This is a genomic window from Novosphingobium capsulatum NBRC 12533 (assembly GCF_001598375.1).
In the GTDB taxonomy this organism is placed as follows: Bacteria; Pseudomonadota; Alphaproteobacteria; order Sphingomonadales; family Sphingomonadaceae; genus Novosphingobium; species Novosphingobium capsulatum.
Window position 1 is genome coordinate 1 of the sequence record NZ_BCYV01000005.1, and the last position, 15,632, is coordinate 15,632.

The following is a 15,632-nucleotide window of genomic DNA, read 5'->3' on the forward strand; positions in this document are numbered from 1 at the left end:
GCCCCCTCCGTCGGGCCTGCGGCCCGCCACCTCCCCCGAGGGGGGAGGATGTGTTGCCTATTGCTGTGGGAGAGAGATCATGCGTTCGATTGTTCTGGCCTTGCCTCTGGTTTTGCTCGCCGCGTGTCACAAGGCCCCGCAGCAAAGCGACGATGCGGCGATTGCCCAGGTTGAGGCGGCGCAGAAGGAGCGGGCACCGGCGCAGGAGATCAGCCCGCAGGTCATCGACTTTTTCGACATCACCAAACGCAAGCTGACCGGATCGGGATGCAACTTCGTGCCTGACAATGGTGGCATGGGGGCGGTGCTGCTGGCGCAGGAAGATCGCGGCCTCATCAAGATCAAGGATCAGATCGTGGTATTGGCCGCCGACAAGGGCAGTGCCAAGCTGCCGCAGCACGGCTGGTCGCACTATACCGGGCGCGAGTGGGCGCTGACGCTGACGCGGATCGATGATGGCAAGGCCAAGACGATGGGCGTGATCGACAGCTTTGACGGGCAACTGGTGATTTCCGACGCCGATAGCCGCCCGGTTTATACCGCCAAGGGCAATGTGCAGTGCAAGCCGATGTAGGTTTGCGCACCATATCTTGCAAAAGCACCAATCTGGCGCGTTTTGGTCCATTTCGGCGTGACTCTTTGCCCTCTCATGCGTCTTGCATCGCGCGGGGGCGCCAAAGACTAAGGGAAACGCCTATGAACAAGGGTCGTCACATCGTGTTGCTTTCCGCACTTCTGCCAATGGCGCTGGCAGGGTGTGCAACCACCGGATCGGTTAAGCGGGCCCAGGCTGCGGCCGATCAGGCACAGGCGCGCGCTGATGAAGGCGTAATGACGGCGCAGCGGGCGCAGGGTTCGGCCGATTCCGCGGCACAGGCTGCGGCGCAGGCACAGGGTTCGGCCAACAACGCTATGACTGCGGCGCAGAGCGCCGGTTCGGCCGCCCAGGCCGCCTCGATGGCGGCGCAATCGGCCGGCAGCCGTGCCGATACGCTGGAAACGCGCCTGCGCTCGCTTGAGCGTTGGAAGTGGGCCAAGACCCACCCCAAGAAGGCCAAGAAGCACCACGCGCGTCATCACCACGCCAAGCACAACGCGGCGCTGCATCGTCCGGTCACGGCCGATCAGACCTCTGCCCAGAAGATGTGATCACGCACATCTGATGCAAGGAAACGGGCGCGTGTGGCCATGCCACGCGCGCCCTTTTTCATGGACGCTGCCTGCTTAGTCGGTGCCGTTGGGGTCGCGCGTGCTCACCATGGCGTTGCTCACCATGGTCAGTACAATCACGCCATCCTGGTTGAGCACGCGGGTTTCGGCGCGGAACAGGCCCATTTCCGGGCGCGATTGGCTGCGCCGCTTGCTCAGGATCGTGGTTTCCACGCGCAGCGTGTCGCCGGGGTAGACCGGGTGGCGCCAGCGCAGTTCGTCAATGCCGGGTGAACCAAGGCCCTGGTGGCCGGCGCGGTCCTGCTCTTCCACGATCATCGCCATGGTCATGGCACAGGTGTGCCAGCCACTGGCGGAAAGCCGCCCGAAGTGCGTGGCGGCGGCCGCCTCGTCAGACAGGTGGAACGGTTGCGGGTCATACTTGCCCGCAAATTCCACCACTTCCTCTCGCGTGACGTGGCGTTGCCCGAACCGGGCAACGGCGCCCACTTCCAGATCTTCATAGTGTCGCATGGGGGGCAGGGTGAACCTGCTTTCCCCATGCGTCAACCATCCGATCGAACAGGTTCAGACGTTGAACTTGAAGTGCATCACATCGCCGTCCTTGACGATGTATTCCTTGCCTTCCTGGCGCAGCTTGCCGGCATCGCGCGCGCCCGCCTCGCCGCCCAGCGCGACGAAATCGTCAAAGGCGATGGTTTCGGCGCGGATGAAGCCGCGCTGCATGTCGGAGTGGATTTCGCCGGCAGCCTCGGGGGCCTTGGCGCCCTGGTGGACGGTCCAGGCGCGGGCTTCCTTGGGGCCGACGGTGAAGAAGGTCAGCAGGTGCAGCAGATCGTACCCGGCGCGGATCACGCGGTTGAGGCCGGTTTCATGCAGCCCCAGTTCGGCCAGGAACGCCAGGCGTTCTTCGCTATCCATCCCGATCAGGTCGGCTTCGATCGCGGCAGAGACCACCACGGCTTCGGCGCCTTCGGCCTTGGCCTTTTCGAACACGCGGGCAGAGTGGGCATTGCCGGTGGCGGCGCTTTCCTCTTCCACGTTGCAGACATAGAGCACCGGCTTGGCGGTGAGCAGCTGCGCCTGCTTGAACAGGCGCTCTTCCTCGTCATCCTTGGGCTGGGTGAGGCGGGCCGGCTTGCCCTCGCGCAGCAATTCCAGCGCCTGGCCCAGCACCGAGGCCATGGCCTTGGCTTCCTTGTCGCCGCTGGTCGCCTTCTTGGCGGCGGCGGGCACGCGCTTTTCCAGGCTTTCCAGGTCCGACAGCATCAGCTCGGTTTCCACCGTATCGGCGTCCGACAGCGGATCTACGCGGTTGTCGACATGCTGGATATCGTCGTTTTCAAAGCAGCGCAGCACATGGATGATCGCATCCACTTCGCGGATATTGCCCAGAAACTGGTTGCCGAGGCCTTCACCCTTGGATGCACCGCGCACCAGGCCGGCGATGTCGACAAAGCCAAGCTGGGTGGGGATGATCTTCTGGCTGCCGGCGATCTTGGCCAGGGTATCGAGCCGCGCGTCGGGCACGCCGACATTGCCCACGTTGGGTTCGATCGTGCAGAACGGATAGTTGGCGGCCTGGGCCGCCTGCGTTTCGGTCAGCGCGTTGAACAGCGTCGACTTGCCGACATTGGGAAGGCCGACGATCCCGCAACGAAAACCCATCTTCGTGTCCTTGGCTATGGCCCCAAGCCGATGCGGGGCCGCATATTGCCGGCCGCGATGGTGGCTTGTAGGCCCAAGGTCAAGGGGGCAGCGCCCTGTGGCAAGGGGTTTTGCGTGGCCGGTCGGCAATCTTCACCGAAGTTTCAGGCCTTGCTGGCATGGCAACCGGCATGAGGCGCGCTATCCTGCCATCGTTTTTGCACCGCCATGCCCGTGCCGGTCTGCCGCGCGGCGCGCTGATCACGCCGGCATTGGCGCTGGCCCTGGTGCTGGCCGGCTGTGGCGACAATCCCGCCGCCCATGCTGCCAAGGCCCGCAGCGCCTTTGCCGCGCAGGATTTCGTGACGGCGCGGATGGAAGCGCTGAGCGCGCTCGACTCGGGCAAGCTGCCCGCCGCCGACTCGCAGGCGCTGCTGCGGCTGCTCGCCCGTGCGCAGTTGCAGATGGGCGATGGCGATGGCGCGCAGGCAACGCTGACGCGGCTGGAAGATGCCGGCGGTGGCGGGCCGGCGGTCAACCGCATGAAGGCCGAAGCAGCCCTGCTGCGCGGCCTGCCGCGCCAGGCGCTGTCGCTGCTGGGCCAGGATGGCGATGCCGATGCCTGGCGCCTGCGGGCCGCAGCGCACCAGGCTCTGGGTGACAATGCCCAGGCACTTTCTGCATTTCGCCAGGGCATGGCCGCCGGAGACAATGTGCAACTCGCGCGCGACTATGCCCGCTTCCTGATCACGGCCGAAGATTTTGCCGGGGCCGACCAGGTCCTGGCCGTGATGCAGCGGCTCGATCCCAAGGGCCTCGATACCGCGATGGTCGAAGGGGCGCTGCGGGTCCGGCAAGGCCAGCTAGACGCGGCCGGCGCTGCCTATGACCGCGCGATCGCGGCCTATCCCCGCCGGATCGAGCCGCTGATCGAGCGGGCCAACCTGGCTGACATGCAAAGCCAGCTCGACCGCGCGATCGGCCTCATCGGCAAGGCCGCGCGCCTCGCGCCGGGCGATTCACGCGTGCTCGATCTGCAGGTGCAGTTCGCCAGCGAAAAAGGCGATTGGGAAAAGGTACGCCAGCTCTTGGCGCCGCATGAGGTCGATCTCGATCCACGCACCCCCAATGGGCTGACCTATGCCGAGGCGCTGCTGCGCCTGGGCCATCCCGAGCAGGCCCGCGTGATCTTTGCCCGCGCGCTGCTGCTCTCGCCGCAAAATCCCTATTCGCGCATGATGCTGGCCGAAGCACAACTGGCCACCGGCGATCCCGGCACGGCGCTGCGCACGATCCGGCCCTTGTCGGATTCGCTGCTGGCTGGCCAGCGCGAACTCGATCTGGCCCTGCGTGCGGCGCGGGCAGCGGGTGATCCCTCGGCCGATGCGCTGGCGGCGCGGCTCCGCTCCGGCCAGTGGCAGCAGGACCAGCGCCTGGCCGCCGATGGCCAGGCCGCGCTGGGCCGGCGCGATTGGGCCGCAGCAATCACCGCCTATACCGCGTTGCTGGGCAATGGCAGCGATCCCGAAGTGCTCAAGCGGCTGGCGGTGGCCTATACCAGCGCTGGTCGCCACCAGGAAGCGATCGCCTATGCCGACCGCGCCCTGGCCCAGGCGCCGCGCGATCCCGACATGCTGCATATCGCTGGCCTCGTGCGGCTCAACGCCGGGCAGGACATGGCCGCCGCGCAGCATCTGTTGAGCCGCGCGGTCGATGCCGATCCGGCCAACCGCCTGTTCCGCGCCGATCTCGCCCGCGCCCAGGCACGTTGAGGCCATAGACCTCTTCCGAACGCAAAAATGCCGCCCAAGCCAGGCTTGGACGGCATTTTTGGAGAAACATCGCGTGGCGGCGGGATTTGGGCCAGCCGGGCGGCATGCGCAAGGCGTGCCGGCCCGTCCCTGTGCTGGTGCCCCCAGGCCCGCGTGCCGCGATCAGCGGCGGCGACGACGCACGAACGCCAAGCCAGCCAGGCCAGCGCCCATCAGGCCCAGCATGCCCGGTTCCGGCACGTCGGTGCCACCGGTCGACGACGAGGTAGTGCTGCCGCCCGAGGTCGACGAGGTGGTCGAGCCGCCAGTCGAGGTCGAAGTGGTGCTGCCGCCCGAAGTCGACGACGTGGTCGAACCGCCCGAGGTGGACGAGGTGGTCGAAGACGTGGTGCTGCCACCCGAGGTCGAGGTCGAAGTCGACGAGGTGCTGCCGCACATCGCCGCGCCGGCCGAGTGGCCGCAGTTGCAATAGTGCGTGTGGAAGAAGGTGGCGTGGGCCGGGGCTGCAGCGATGGTGGTGGTCAGCGCGGCGGCGAGGATGGCAATCGAACGCTTCATGGTCAGTCCCCTGTCAAACTTGAAGTTTCAAACTGGAAGGCAGACGTTCGAACCATTAGATCCGAATGCACTGTCTTGGTTGACAGAGGTAAAAGCAAAAGCGGTGCCAATTGCAGAAATCAGCGCTTTTTGGTGGTTAACGCCGTTTCACGGGTGTGTCGGTTGTAAGCGATTCCGACGGTTTTTCCGGAAATTCGCGTTAACCTTTTCAGGACATTTCAATCTTGCTGGCGCGTTTCAATCCTGCTGGCGCCGGGCCACATCACTCATGAAGCGGGTATCGTCGCCTTGGGCCAGCCGATCGGCTTCTGCTGCCACGGCGCCCAGCATGGTGACCAGGTCATCGTGCTCGGCCTTGGCAAAGGGGCCCAGTACATAACCGGTCACCCGGTCCTTGTGGCCGGGGTGGCCGATGCCCAAGCGCACGCGGCGGAATTCCGCGCCACAGTGCTGGTCGATCGAACGCAGGCCATTGTGCCCGGCATGGCCGCCGCCCTGCTTCACTTTCACTTTGAACGGCGCCAGGTCCAGTTCGTCATGAAACACGGTGAGGGCATCGGTGGCGAGCTTGTAGAAGCGCAGTGCCTCGCCCACGGCGCGGCCGCTTTCGTTCATGAACGTGGCGGGCTTGAGCAGGATGATCTTCTGCCCGCCGATGCGGCCTTCCTGCACCCAGCCCTGGAACTTCTTCTGCACCGGGCCAAAGCCGTGGACATCGGCAATCGTGTCGAGCGCCATGAAGCCCACGTTGTGGCGGTGCAGGGCGTATTGCGGGCCGGGATTTCCCAGGCCAACCCAGACTTGCATGGCAGACGCTCCGGTTGTGGTTGGAGTTTGCAGGGTGTTTTGCGGTGAGGGCGCGCGTGCCTATTGCATGGGCGCGGCGCAAAAAAGAACCCCTCCCGGTTGGGGGAGGGGTTCCTTGAACCGATGCGACAGCCCGAAAGCTGCCGTGCCGGAAAGATCAGCCTTCGCTGGCTTCGCCAGCAGGAGCTTCTTCTTCCTCGGTCAGAACGGTCGGCGTGGCGATCGTGGCGATGGTGAAATCGCGGTCGGTGATCGCCGAGCGGGCGCCGGCCGGCAGCTTCACGGCGCTGATGTGCACCGAATCGCCGATTTCCAGGCCCGAGAGATCGACGATGATGTCATCGGGGATCTTGTTGGCTTCGCACACCAGTTCCAGTTCGTGGCGCACAACGTTGAGCACGCCGCCCTGCTTGATGCCGGGGGCCTTTTCTTCGTTCTGGAACACCACCGGCACGTTCACGTGCACTTCGGCGTTCGCGCTCACGCGCAGGAAGTCTGCGTGCTGCGGACGGTCGCTCACGGCGTGGAAAGCCACGTCCTTGGGCAGAGTGCGGACCTTCTTGCCGCCGATGGTCAGTTCGACGATCGAGTTGAAGAAGTGGCCGGTGCCCAGGGCACGTGCCAGTTCCTTTTCTTCGAGGTGGATGGCAACCGGTTCCTGGTTGCCGCCATAAACCACGGCAGGAGTGCGGCCTTCGCGGCGCAGGGCACGGGAGGCTCCCTTGCCTGCCCGTTCGCGCAGCTCAGCCGACAGGGTCAGCGTCTCGCTCATGTGAAATACCTTCCGAAATAAATCTGTTGCATGTTCCTTCCGCCACGCCTCCAGGGATGACCATGACGGGGAAGCGGCGGCCCTTAGCGGATCGGGCCGAAAAAGCAAGGGGCGTGCGCGATCACTCCACCCGGCGCACCAGCCAGCCCTTGGCCTGGAGCAGCGCGGGCAGGCCATCGCTGCCGGCCACGTGCGCCGCGCCCACGGCGATGAAGGGGGCGGCGCCATCCTTGAGCATGGCATCGATCTGACTAGCCCAGGCCGCGTTGCGCGCGGTAAGCAGCGCCTGGTGCAGCGTGGGATCAGACAGAAAGCCCTTCTGGCTTTCGCGGGCAATGCCCAGGTCATCGCCGCGCAGCCACAGGCGCACCATGTCGGCATCGTCATCGCGGTTATCGGCCGCTTCCACGGCGACCTGTTCCAACAGGGTCTGCTGCGCGCGATCGGGCAGGGCATCGAATATGCCAAACTGCCCGTCCAGCGTTTCCAGGCCCGCTACCGGCTTGCCCCCGATCAGCTTGCGCAGTTGCGGCTCCACCCCGCTGGCTGGGTCCATGCCTTCCTTCTGCCCACCGATCGCAGCGATCTGTAGGGCGACCGCCCAGGATTCCTCGTTCTGGAACTGTGCGTCGGTCAGGTTGAGGTCTTTGTAAACCTTTGCCAGGGCATCGCGATACTTCATCGCCACGCGCGCCGAGGGCGGCGGCAGGCCAGGGGTATAGGCGAGGCGCGCCAGGGCCACGCCGGCAACATTGCCATCGAGCGGCTGGGCGATTTCCAGCACCAGGCGATCGGCATTGGCCAGCGCGTGGTCGATCGCCGGGCGGCGCCATTGCACGCCAGCGGGCAAGGCATGCACCGTGCCGAATATCCAGCCGCGCGTGCCGCTGGTATCGGCGATTTCCCACAGCGCCACCTTGGCCGGCAGCGGCGGTGGTGCTGCCTTGTGACACGCCGCAGCGAGCAGGGCCAGGGCGGCGACGAGGAACGGTTTCCAGCGCATGGTCATGGTCATTGCACCCGCGTCACAGTGATGCCGTCGCGCGCCAGGTCTTCCTGCACACTGCCCTTGCCGGCCAGGTGCCCGGCACCCACGGCCATGAACACGGTGCCCGGCGTTTTCAGCCGCTGTTCGATCCACTTGGCCCAGGTGGCGTTGCGGCGGATCAGCAGCGCGTCGATCAGGCGGGGATCGTCCTGCATGTCGGCGGTCATCAGCTTGCCCAGTTCCTCGGCGTTGCCCTGGCGCCAGGCCGCAACGATGCCGGCGATCTGTTCGCCGATCGTGTCGTACTGGGCGACCACGCTATCGAGCCAGGCGATCTGTGCATCCTGGGGCAGGCTGTCGATCAGGCCAAGCTGGAACGCCACGGTTTCCAGACCCGCTTGCCGTTGCGGGTGGGCCGCCTGCAGTGCGGCTTCCACGCCGTGCGAAGGCTGATAGCCGCGCTGGACCAGCGGCAGCATCGACAGCGCGGTGGCCGCCATCCACGGCTTGTAGCCATCCAGCTGCGTGGCCGGCATGCCGGATGCGGTGAGTGTGGCCGCCAGCCGCGCCGCGCGCTGCGGCCCCAGCAGGGCCGTCAGGGTCTGCCCCTTGGGCAGCAGGCCTGGCGCGGTGTCAATCGCCCCATGCATGTCGGCCTGCGTCACCTCGGTCACCAGCGTGTCCGATCCGTTCAGCGCCTTGGCGACGGGGCCGACCAGCCACGGCGCGCCGCCCTTGGGCAGCATGTGGATCGTGCCGAACAGCCAGATCGTGGTATCAGCGTCAGCCACTTTCCACAGCGCCGGGCGCGAGGGCGCGGCATCGGCCTGCTCCGCTTGCGGCGCAGGCAGCGGGATGGTCTGCGCATCGGCAGAAAAAGGGGCCTGCAGCAGCGCCATGGCGGCACAGGCGGCGATGCGGGCGGGGATTTGGGCAAGGAAGCGGCGCATGCCTTGTCCCATGCACAGGGCAGCGCGCAATGGGAAGTCCCCATGTTGCGCCTGCTGGCGGTTGATTTGCGCTGCGCCATCGGCCATGGGCGGCACACCATGGCCGATACTGCACCAAAGCCGCTCAGCCTGCAGGACATGATCCTGCGCCTCCACGCTTACTGGAGCGACAAGGGCTGCCTTGTCCTGCAACCCTATGACATGCGCGTGGGCGCGGGTACGTTTCACCCCGCCACCACGCTGCGCTCGCTGGGGCCAGAGCCGTGGAACGCGGCCTATGTCCAGCCCAGCCGCCGGCCGACCGACGGCCGCTATGGCGAAAATCCCAACCGGCTTCAGCATTATTACCAGTACCAGGTGATCATGAAGCCGAGCCCGGCCGACATGCAGGATCTCTATCTCGACAGCCTGCGCGCCATCGGCGTCGATCCGCTGCAGCACGATATCCGCTTTGTCGAGGATGACTGGGAAAGCCCGACGCTGGGCGCCTGGGGCCTAGGCTGGGAAGTGTGGTGCGACGGGATGGAAGTGACCCAGTTCACCTATTTCCAGCAGATGGGCGGGTTTGATTGCAAGCCGGTGGCCGGCGAGCTGACCTATGGCCTGGAACGCCTGGCGATGTATATCCAGGGCGTCGATAACGTCTATGACCTGGCCTATAACAGCCACGGCGTGACTTATGGCCAGGTGTTCCTGGAAAACGAACGCCAGATGTCGAAGTGGAACTTCGAGATCGCCAATACCGACGCGCTGTTCGACCTGTTCAACAAGGCGGTGGCGGAATGCCGCAACTGCCTCGACGCCAAGCTGCCGATCCCGGCTTATGAACAGGCGATCGAGGCGAGCCACGTGTTCAACCTGTTGCAGGCGCGCGGCGTGATCTCGGTGCAGGAACGCGCCAGCTATATGGGCAAGGTGCGCGACCTCGCGCGCGGTTCGTGCGAAGCCTATATGGCCAAGTACCAGGACGAGTGGGCGCAGAAATTCCCGGGGTGGAGCGCATGAGCCGGCTTGTTGCGCGTGGGGCTTCGACAAGCTTAGCCCGAACGGTCCCCTGGATTGGTTCTCACACCCCGTTCGCCCTGAGCCTGTCGAAGGGCGCTGACACCACCTTGAACACACCCAAGCGAGACGCCGCATGACCGCCGATTTCCTGCTCGAGTTGCGCAGCGAAGAAATCCCCGCGCGGATGCAGGCCGGCGCGCGCGCCGATCTGGAAAAGCTGTTCGTCAAGGAATTGACCGCCGCCGGGCTGACGCCGGGCGCGATCACCGTATGGTCCACGCCGCGCCGGCTGGCGCTGATCGCGCGCGATCTGCCGCTGGGCACGCAAGCTGTCAGTGAGGAAGTGAAGGGGCCGCGCGCCTCGGCCCCGCCGCAGGCATTGGAAGGCTTCCTGCGCAAGACCGGGTTGACCCGCGAGCAACTGACCGAGCGCGATGGCGTGCTGTTCGCCATCACCGAAAAGCCCGGCCGCGCGACCAAGGATGTGCTGGCCCAGGCCATCCCGGCGATCGTCCGCGCGTTTCCCTGGCCCAAGTCGCAGCGCTGGGGCGCCGCCTCGTTCAGCCCGGAATCCTTGCGCTGGGTGCGCCCGCTCTCGGGCATCATCGCGATCCTGGGCGACGAGGCGATCGACCTCGAAGTGGGCGGCATCCGCTCTGGCACGGTCACGCGTGGGCACCGTTTCCACCACAGCGGTGACATCACCATCACTGGCGCGGCCGACTATGCCGCCCGCTTGCGCGATGCCTACGTGATCGTCGACCACGCCGAGCGCGAGGCGCTGGTGCGCGATGGCGCGCGCGCCGCGGCGCAGGCTGCCGGCCTCGTGCTGGTGGACGATGAAGGGCTGGTGGTGGAAAACGCCGGCCTCACCGAATGGCCCCAGCCGCTGCTCGGCCGTTTTGACGAGGCGTTCCTCGACGTGCCGCCAGAAGTGATTCAGCTGACCGCGCGGGTCAACCAGAAGTATTTCATCTGCCGCGACGCTGCCGGCAAGCTGGCCAACGCCTTTGTCTGCACGGCCAATATCGCCGCCACCGATGGCGGCGCGGCGATCGTGGCGGGCAACCGCAAGGTGCTCGCCGCGCGCCTGTCCGACGCCCGCTTCTTCTGGGAACAGGACAAGAAGGTGCCGCTCGCCCGCCAGGCCGAAAAGCTGGCGCGCATCACGTTCCACGAAAAGCTGGGCTCCGTGGCCGACAAGGTCGCCCGCGTGGCCGACCTGGCTGAATGGCTCGCCCGCGAAGGCGTGGTGCCCGGCGCCGATCCGGCCCTGGCGCGCCAGGCGGCGCAGCTGTGCAAGGCCGATCTCGTCACCGACATGGTTGGCGAGTTCCCCGAACTGCAGGGCCTGATGGGCGGCTATTACGCCCGCGCCGAAGGCCTGGGTGATGCCGTGGCCGACGCGATCCGCGATCACTACAAGCCGGTGGGGCAGGGTGACGATGTGCCGACCGCGCCGGTTTCGGTCTGCGTCGCGCTGGCGGACAAGCTCGATACGCTGCGCAGCTTCTTTGCGATCGACGAAAAGCCCACCGGGTCGAAAGACCCCTTCGCGCTGCGCCGTGCCGCCCTTGGCATCATTCGCCTGATCACCGAGAACCATCTGCGCTTCGCTGTGGCCGAAGGTGACTTGCTCGGCTTCTTTGCCGACCGCCTTAAGGTGCAGCAGCGTGAAGCCGGCGTGCGCCACGACCTGATCGATGCCGTGCTTGCCCTTGGCGGTGAAAGCGATCTCGTGCGCCTGCTGGCGCGCGTGTCGGCGCTTCAGGCGTTCGTCGGCACCGAAGATGGCGTCAACCTGCTGGCGGGCTACAAGCGCGCGGCCAATATCCTCAAGAAGGAAGCGGCAGCAACCGCTGGCGCGCAAGGCGAGGGCGTGGTGCCGCCCACTGGCGAGGAAGACCCTCTGGTCTTGGTCGATGATCCCCTGTTCAAGGATGTCGCGGCCGAATTTGCCCATGGCGAAGCGGCGCTGTCCTACACCCCCGAACCGGCCGAAGCGGCGCTGATGGCGGCGCTCGCCCAGGCCGAGCCGCAGGTGGACGAAGCTGTGGCGCAAGAGGCGTTCACCACCGCCATGGCCGCGCTGGCCTCGCTCCGCGCGCCGATCGATGCGTTTTTCGATGACGTTACGGTCAATGACGCAGATGCGGAAAAGCGTGCCCATCGCTTGGCCCTGCTTGACCAATTCCGTGCTGCGGTGCACAAAGTAGCGGACTTCTCGCGGATCGAGGGCTAACCGCCCTCGGTCCATTTCCTGGACCTCGCAATGACTGACCTTTGCTCAAGGAACGGACTGTAATCATGAGTGCATACGTATTCCATTTCGGCGGTGGTGCGCGTAACGACGATCCTCGGGCCAAGGACAAGACCATTACCGGGGGCAAGGGCGCCAACCTGGCCGAGATGGCGGGCATCGGCCTGCCGGTGCCGCCGGGCTTCACCATCAGCACCGAAGTGTGCACGCAATACAATTCGGCCGGCAAGCAGTTTGACGCCGACATCAAGGCGGGCGTGGCCGCCGGGCTCTCGCACATCGAAGCGGCGACCGGCCGCGTATTCGGCGATGCGGCCAATCCGCTGCTGGTCTCGGTGCGCTCGGGCGCGCGGGTGTCGATGCCGGGCATGATGGATACCGTGCTCAACCTGGGCCTTAACGACGTGACGGTTGAGGGACTTTCGGCCGATTCCGGCGACGCCCGCTTTGCCTGGGACAGCTATCGCCGTTTCATCCAGATGTACTCCGACGTGGTGCTCGGTGTGGACCATCACCGCTTTGAAGATGCGCTGGAAATCGCCAAGGAAGACAACGGCTATTACGCCGATGTGGAAATGAGCGCGGACAACTGGCGCAAGCTGGTGGGCGAATACAAGGCGATCGTTGAAGAGGAACTGGGCCGCCCGTTCCCGCAGGACGTGCACGAGCAGCTGTGGGGCGCGATCGGCGCGGTGTTCGATAGCTGGGAAAGCGAACGCGCCAAGGTCTATCGCAAGCTCAACGACATTCCGGCCGAATGGGGTACGGCGGTCAACGTCCAGGCCATGGTGTTCGGCAACATGGGCGATACCTCGGCCACGGGCGTTGCCTTCACCCGCGATCCGGGGACCGGCGAAAAGGCCTATTACGGCGAATGGCTGGTCAACGCCCAGGGCGAAGACGTGGTGGCCGGCATCCGCACCCCGCAATACCTGACCTTGGCCGCGCGCGAGCGGGCCGGGGCCAAGCCGCTGTCGATGGAAGAGGCCATGCCGCAGGCATATACCGAGCTGGCCAGCGTGTTCGAGCTGCTGGAAAAGCACTACAAGGACATGCAGGACATCGAGTTCACGGTTGAAAAGAACAAGCTGTGGATGCTGCAGACCCGTTCGGGCAAGCGCACCGCCAAGGCCGCGCTCAAGATGGCGGTGGACATGGTGGGCGAGGGCCTGATCGACGAGGCCACCGCAATCGCGCGCGTCGATCCGATGGCGCTTGATCAGCTGCTCCACCCCACGCTCGATCCCAAGGCGCCGCGCGATGTGCTGGCCAAGGGCCTGCCCGCCTCGCCGGGCGCGGCCAGCGGCGCGATCGTGTTCGACGCCGATACCGCCCAGGCGCGCGCCGAACGCGGCGACAGCGTGATCCTGGTGCGCGTGGAAACCAGCCCCGAAGACATCCACGGCATGCACGCGGCCAAGGGCATCCTCACCGCGCGCGGCGGCATGACCAGCCACGCTGCCGTGGTGGCACGCGGCATGGGCCGCCCCTGCGTCTCGGGCGCGTCGGGCCTGTCGATCGACATGACCGCGCGCAAGGCGCGGATCGGCAACCGTGACCTGGCCGAAGGCGACGTGATCACGCTCGACGGTTCGACCGGCGAGATCATGGCCGGCGAAGTGGCGATGGTGGAACCCGAACTCGTCGGCGATTTCGCCACGCTGATGGTCTGGGCCGACAAGCACCGCCGCATGAAAGTGCGCACCAACGCGGAAACGCCGATGGATTGCCAGGTGGCGCGCCAGTTCGGCGCCGAAGGCATCGGCCTGTGCCGTACCGAGCATATGTTCTTCGAAGCCGGGCGCATTTCCGCCGTGCGCCAGATGATCCTGGCCGAAGACGAAGCCGGCCGCCGCGCCGCGCTGGCCAAGCTGCTGCCCGAACAGCGCGCCGATTTCATCGCGATCTTCGACGTGATGGCCGGCCTGCCCGTGACCATTCGCCTGCTCGATCCGCCGCTGCACGAATTCCTGCCGCATGCCGATGCAGAGTTCGAGGAACTGGCCGAAGTGACCGGCCTGGGCGTCGACCACCTCAAGCGCCGTGCCGGGGAACTGCACGAATTCAACCCGATGCTCGGCCATCGCGGCTGCCGCCTGGGCATCACGTTCCCCGAAATCTATGAAATGCAGGCCCAGGCGATCTTCGAGGCTGCGGTGGAAGTGGCCACCAAGTCTGGCGAAGCAGTGGTTCCCGAGGTGATGATCCCGCTGGTTGCCACCAAGAAGGAACTGCAGATCCTGCGCGCGCTGGTCGATCGCGTGGCCGCACAGGTCTTTGCCGACAAGGGCAAGACGCTGGATTACCTGGTCGGCACGATGATCGAGCTGCCGCGCGCCGCGTTGATGGCCGGGGAAATCGCCGAGGAAGGCACGTTCTTCTCGTTCGGCACCAACGACCTGACGCAGACCACCCTCGGTGTAAGCCGCGACGATGCCGCGCGCTTCCTCAACCCCTATGTCGACCAGGGCATCTATCCGCGCGACCCGTTCGTCAGCCTGGACATCGAGGGCGTGGGCCAACTGGTGGAACTGGCGGCCGAGCGCGGCCGCAAGACCCGCCCCGATATCAAGCTGGGCATCTGCGGCGAACACGGCGGCGATCCCGCCTCGATCGCATTCTGCGAAAAGGTCGGCCTCGATTACGTCTCGGCCAGCCCCTACCGCGTGCCGATCGCGCGCCTGGCCGCAGCGCAGGCGGCGTTGAAGGCGTAAGGCCTCCACCACCCCCCAACCCCCTCCTCTGAAGAGGAGGGGGGGTTAAGCACTGATCCAAAAGCCCCCTCCTCTTTAGAGGAGGGGGTTGGGGGTGGTGTAGCCCAAGCTCGGTGGTTCAAAACTTCGGCGCGCGCAGCGGCTTGGCCCAGCCGCTCAGCGTCAGGATCTCGAACGTCTCGGTAACCCGCCCTTCTGCGTCAGCAGCGGCGGCAAAGGCCTCTTGCGCGCGGGCCAGGGCAGCCTTGCCGAGCGGCGCGCCGGGGCGGGCGAGGCAGTTGGACAGGCCCTGGTCGCGCAGGTCCTGCACCAGGCGCGACAGGCTGCGATAGCGCACCGCCAGGCTGCGGCTGTCGATTACCGGATCGGCAAAGCCGGCGCGTTGCAGCAATTGCCCGCCAGCGCGCACATCCACCTGCGGGTGTACGCGCGGGGCGGGCCGATCCGCGTCGGCAGCCAGCATCACGCTGCGCAGCGCCGGCAGGCTGCCGGCAGCGGGAAAGCTCACCATCGCCAGGCCATCGGGCGCCAGCGCGCGGCGCAGGTGGACCAGCGCGCCGGGCAGATCGTTCACCGTATCGAGCGTGCCTAGCACGGCGATGAAATCAAACCCCTGGGCAAAGGGCAGCGGCGCTTCCTGGTCCACATCGATCTCACCGGGCAGGGCAGCCGGATCAGCCTGGGTGACGGCCACGCCTTGCGCGGCCAGCGCGGCGCCCAAGCTCTGGTCCACATCGCCGATAATCAGCGCGGTCTGCGGCGTGTGGCGCAGGAACGCGAGGCGATCGAGCATGTCCTCGATCATGTCATCGGCCAGGAAGCGCGCGGCATCGGGCCGCGTGGCCAGGCGGCGCATGCGCGCGCGCTGGGCCAGACGGCGGTGGCGGGCAAAGATTTCGGGCGGGGCGGGGGGCGTGGTTTGGGCCATGCCGTGCTGCCTGCCCGCAAGCTGCGCGCTTGCCAAGCCTCTTGCGCTGGTGGAAGCATGG

The 15,632-nt window shown here is 66.2% G+C and carries 14 protein-coding genes; 6 read left to right on the forward strand and 8 right to left on the reverse strand.

Annotated elements, in window-relative coordinates; genetic code table 11:
* The first annotated feature begins 79 nt into the window (after positions 1–79).
* Positions 80–574, forward strand: coding sequence for a hypothetical protein (locus SCA01S_RS01725; protein ID WP_062782283.1), 495 nt, complete (start codon positions 80–82; stop codon positions 572–574).
* A gap of 122 nt (positions 575–696) precedes the next feature.
* Positions 697–1,149 carry a hypothetical protein gene (locus tag SCA01S_RS01730; protein WP_022674660.1) on the forward strand — a complete coding sequence of 151 codons (453 nt, stop codon included), beginning with the start codon at positions 697–699 and terminating at the stop codon, positions 1,147–1,149.
* A gap of 75 nt (positions 1,150–1,224) precedes the next feature.
* Here the strand turns inward: SCA01S_RS01730 and SCA01S_RS01735 are convergent, their stop codons facing one another.
* Together SCA01S_RS01735 and ychF are read right to left on the reverse strand one after the other, a co-directional pair.
* Positions 1,225–1,683: a MaoC family dehydratase gene (locus tag SCA01S_RS01735; RefSeq protein WP_022674659.1), complete on the reverse strand. Its 459-nt coding sequence runs from the start codon at positions 1,681–1,683 to the stop codon at positions 1,225–1,227.
* Positions 1,684–1,737: 54 nt separating this feature from the next.
* Positions 1,738–2,838 carry a redox-regulated ATPase YchF gene (gene ychF, locus SCA01S_RS01740; RefSeq protein ID WP_062782286.1) on the reverse strand — a complete coding sequence of 367 codons (1,101 nt, stop codon included), beginning with the start codon at positions 2,836–2,838 and terminating at the stop codon, positions 1,738–1,740.
* Between the two features lie 170 nt (positions 2,839–3,008).
* On the opposite strand from ychF, the gene SCA01S_RS01745 reads away from it, so the two are divergent.
* Positions 3,009–4,589, forward strand: coding sequence for a tetratricopeptide repeat protein (locus tag SCA01S_RS01745; protein ID WP_084390746.1), 1,581 nt, complete (start codon positions 3,009–3,011; stop codon positions 4,587–4,589).
* 162 nt (positions 4,590–4,751) lie between these two features.
* On the opposite strand, the gene SCA01S_RS21610 is transcribed toward SCA01S_RS01745, so the two are convergent.
* The 5 genes from SCA01S_RS21610 to SCA01S_RS01770 all read right to left on the reverse strand — a co-directional run bounded on the left by SCA01S_RS21610 (position 4,752) and on the right by SCA01S_RS01770 (position 8,664).
* Entirely contained in the window at positions 4,752–5,147 is a 396-nt protein-coding gene (locus tag SCA01S_RS21610) for a PEP-CTERM sorting domain-containing protein (RefSeq protein ID WP_084390722.1), read from the reverse strand.
* Between the two features lie 237 nt (positions 5,148–5,384).
* Positions 5,385–5,954, reverse strand: a complete 570-nt coding sequence (gene pth, locus SCA01S_RS01755; RefSeq protein WP_022678194.1) for an aminoacyl-tRNA hydrolase — start codon at positions 5,952–5,954, stop codon at positions 5,385–5,387.
* Positions 5,955–6,111: 157 nt separating this feature from the next.
* On the reverse strand, positions 6,112–6,726 hold the full coding sequence (locus tag SCA01S_RS01760; RefSeq protein WP_054130944.1) for a 50S ribosomal protein L25/general stress protein Ctc: 615 nt from the start codon (positions 6,724–6,726) through the stop codon (positions 6,112–6,114).
* A 121-nt stretch (positions 6,727–6,847) separates the two neighbouring features.
* A complete protein-coding gene (locus SCA01S_RS01765) occupies positions 6,848–7,741 on the reverse strand; it encodes a TraB/GumN family protein (protein WP_062782292.1) in 894 nt (297 codons plus the stop codon).
* Positions 7,738–8,664, reverse strand: coding sequence for a TraB/GumN family protein (locus SCA01S_RS01770; RefSeq protein WP_062782294.1), 927 nt, complete (start codon positions 8,662–8,664; stop codon positions 7,738–7,740). Before SCA01S_RS01770 ends, SCA01S_RS01765 begins: the two co-directional genes overlap by 4 nt.
* Positions 8,665–8,763: 99 nt before the next feature.
* On the opposite strand from SCA01S_RS01770, the gene SCA01S_RS01775 reads away from it, so the two are divergent.
* From SCA01S_RS01775 to ppdK, 3 genes are all read left to right on the forward strand, one after another.
* Positions 8,764–9,669 (forward strand): glycine--tRNA ligase subunit alpha, encoded by a 906-nt coding sequence (locus tag SCA01S_RS01775; RefSeq protein ID WP_028658361.1) that lies wholly within the window; start codon positions 8,764–8,766, stop codon positions 9,667–9,669.
* Positions 9,670–9,802: 133 nt separating this feature from the next.
* Entirely contained in the window at positions 9,803–11,911 is a 2,109-nt protein-coding gene (gene glyS, locus SCA01S_RS01780; protein WP_062782297.1) for a glycine--tRNA ligase subunit beta, read from the forward strand.
* 65 nt (positions 11,912–11,976) lie between these two features.
* Complete coding sequence (gene ppdK, locus SCA01S_RS01785; protein WP_062782300.1) at positions 11,977–14,643, forward strand: pyruvate, phosphate dikinase; 2,667 nt, start codon at positions 11,977–11,979, stop codon at positions 14,641–14,643.
* A 118-nt stretch (positions 14,644–14,761) separates the two neighbouring features.
* On the opposite strand, the gene SCA01S_RS01790 is transcribed toward ppdK, so the two are convergent.
* Positions 14,762–15,571 carry a methyltransferase domain-containing protein gene (locus SCA01S_RS01790; protein WP_062782303.1) on the reverse strand — a complete coding sequence of 270 codons (810 nt, stop codon included), beginning with the start codon at positions 15,569–15,571 and terminating at the stop codon, positions 14,762–14,764.
* Between the last annotated feature and the right edge of the window lie 61 nt (positions 15,572–15,632).

Coding starts and splice junctions, on each gene's coding strand:
- glyS (WP_062782297.1), top strand. CDS start 9,803: ATGACCGCCGATTTCCTGCTCGAGTTGCGCAGCGAAGAAATCCCCGCG.
- ppdK (WP_062782300.1), top strand. CDS start 11,977: ATGAGTGCATACGTATTCCATTTCGGCGGTGGTGCGCGTAACGACGAT.
- SCA01S_RS01775 (WP_028658361.1), top strand. CDS start 8,764: ATGGCCGATACTGCACCAAAGCCGCTCAGCCTGCAGGACATGATCCTG.
- SCA01S_RS01725 (WP_062782283.1), top strand. CDS start 80: ATGCGTTCGATTGTTCTGGCCTTGCCTCTGGTTTTGCTCGCCGCGTGT.
- SCA01S_RS01735 (WP_022674659.1), bottom strand. CDS start 1,683: ATGCGACACTATGAAGATCTGGAAGTGGGCGCCGTTGCCCGGTTCGGG.
- ychF (WP_062782286.1), bottom strand. CDS start 2,838: ATGGGTTTTCGTTGCGGGATCGTCGGCCTTCCCAATGTCGGCAAGTCG.
- SCA01S_RS01745 (WP_084390746.1), top strand. CDS start 3,009: ATGAGGCGCGCTATCCTGCCATCGTTTTTGCACCGCCATGCCCGTGCC.
- SCA01S_RS01760 (WP_054130944.1), bottom strand. CDS start 6,726: ATGAGCGAGACGCTGACCCTGTCGGCTGAGCTGCGCGAACGGGCAGGC.
- SCA01S_RS01730 (WP_022674660.1), top strand. CDS start 697: ATGAACAAGGGTCGTCACATCGTGTTGCTTTCCGCACTTCTGCCAATG.
- SCA01S_RS01790 (WP_062782303.1), bottom strand. CDS start 15,571: ATGGCCCAAACCACGCCCCCCGCCCCGCCCGAAATCTTTGCCCGCCAC.
- SCA01S_RS01770 (WP_062782294.1), bottom strand. CDS start 8,664: ATGCGCCGCTTCCTTGCCCAAATCCCCGCCCGCATCGCCGCCTGTGCC.
- SCA01S_RS21610 (WP_084390722.1), bottom strand. CDS start 5,147: ATGAAGCGTTCGATTGCCATCCTCGCCGCCGCGCTGACCACCACCATC.
- SCA01S_RS01765 (WP_062782292.1), bottom strand. CDS start 7,741: ATGACCATGACCATGCGCTGGAAACCGTTCCTCGTCGCCGCCCTGGCC.
- pth (WP_022678194.1), bottom strand. CDS start 5,954: ATGCAAGTCTGGGTTGGCCTGGGAAATCCCGGCCCGCAATACGCCCTG.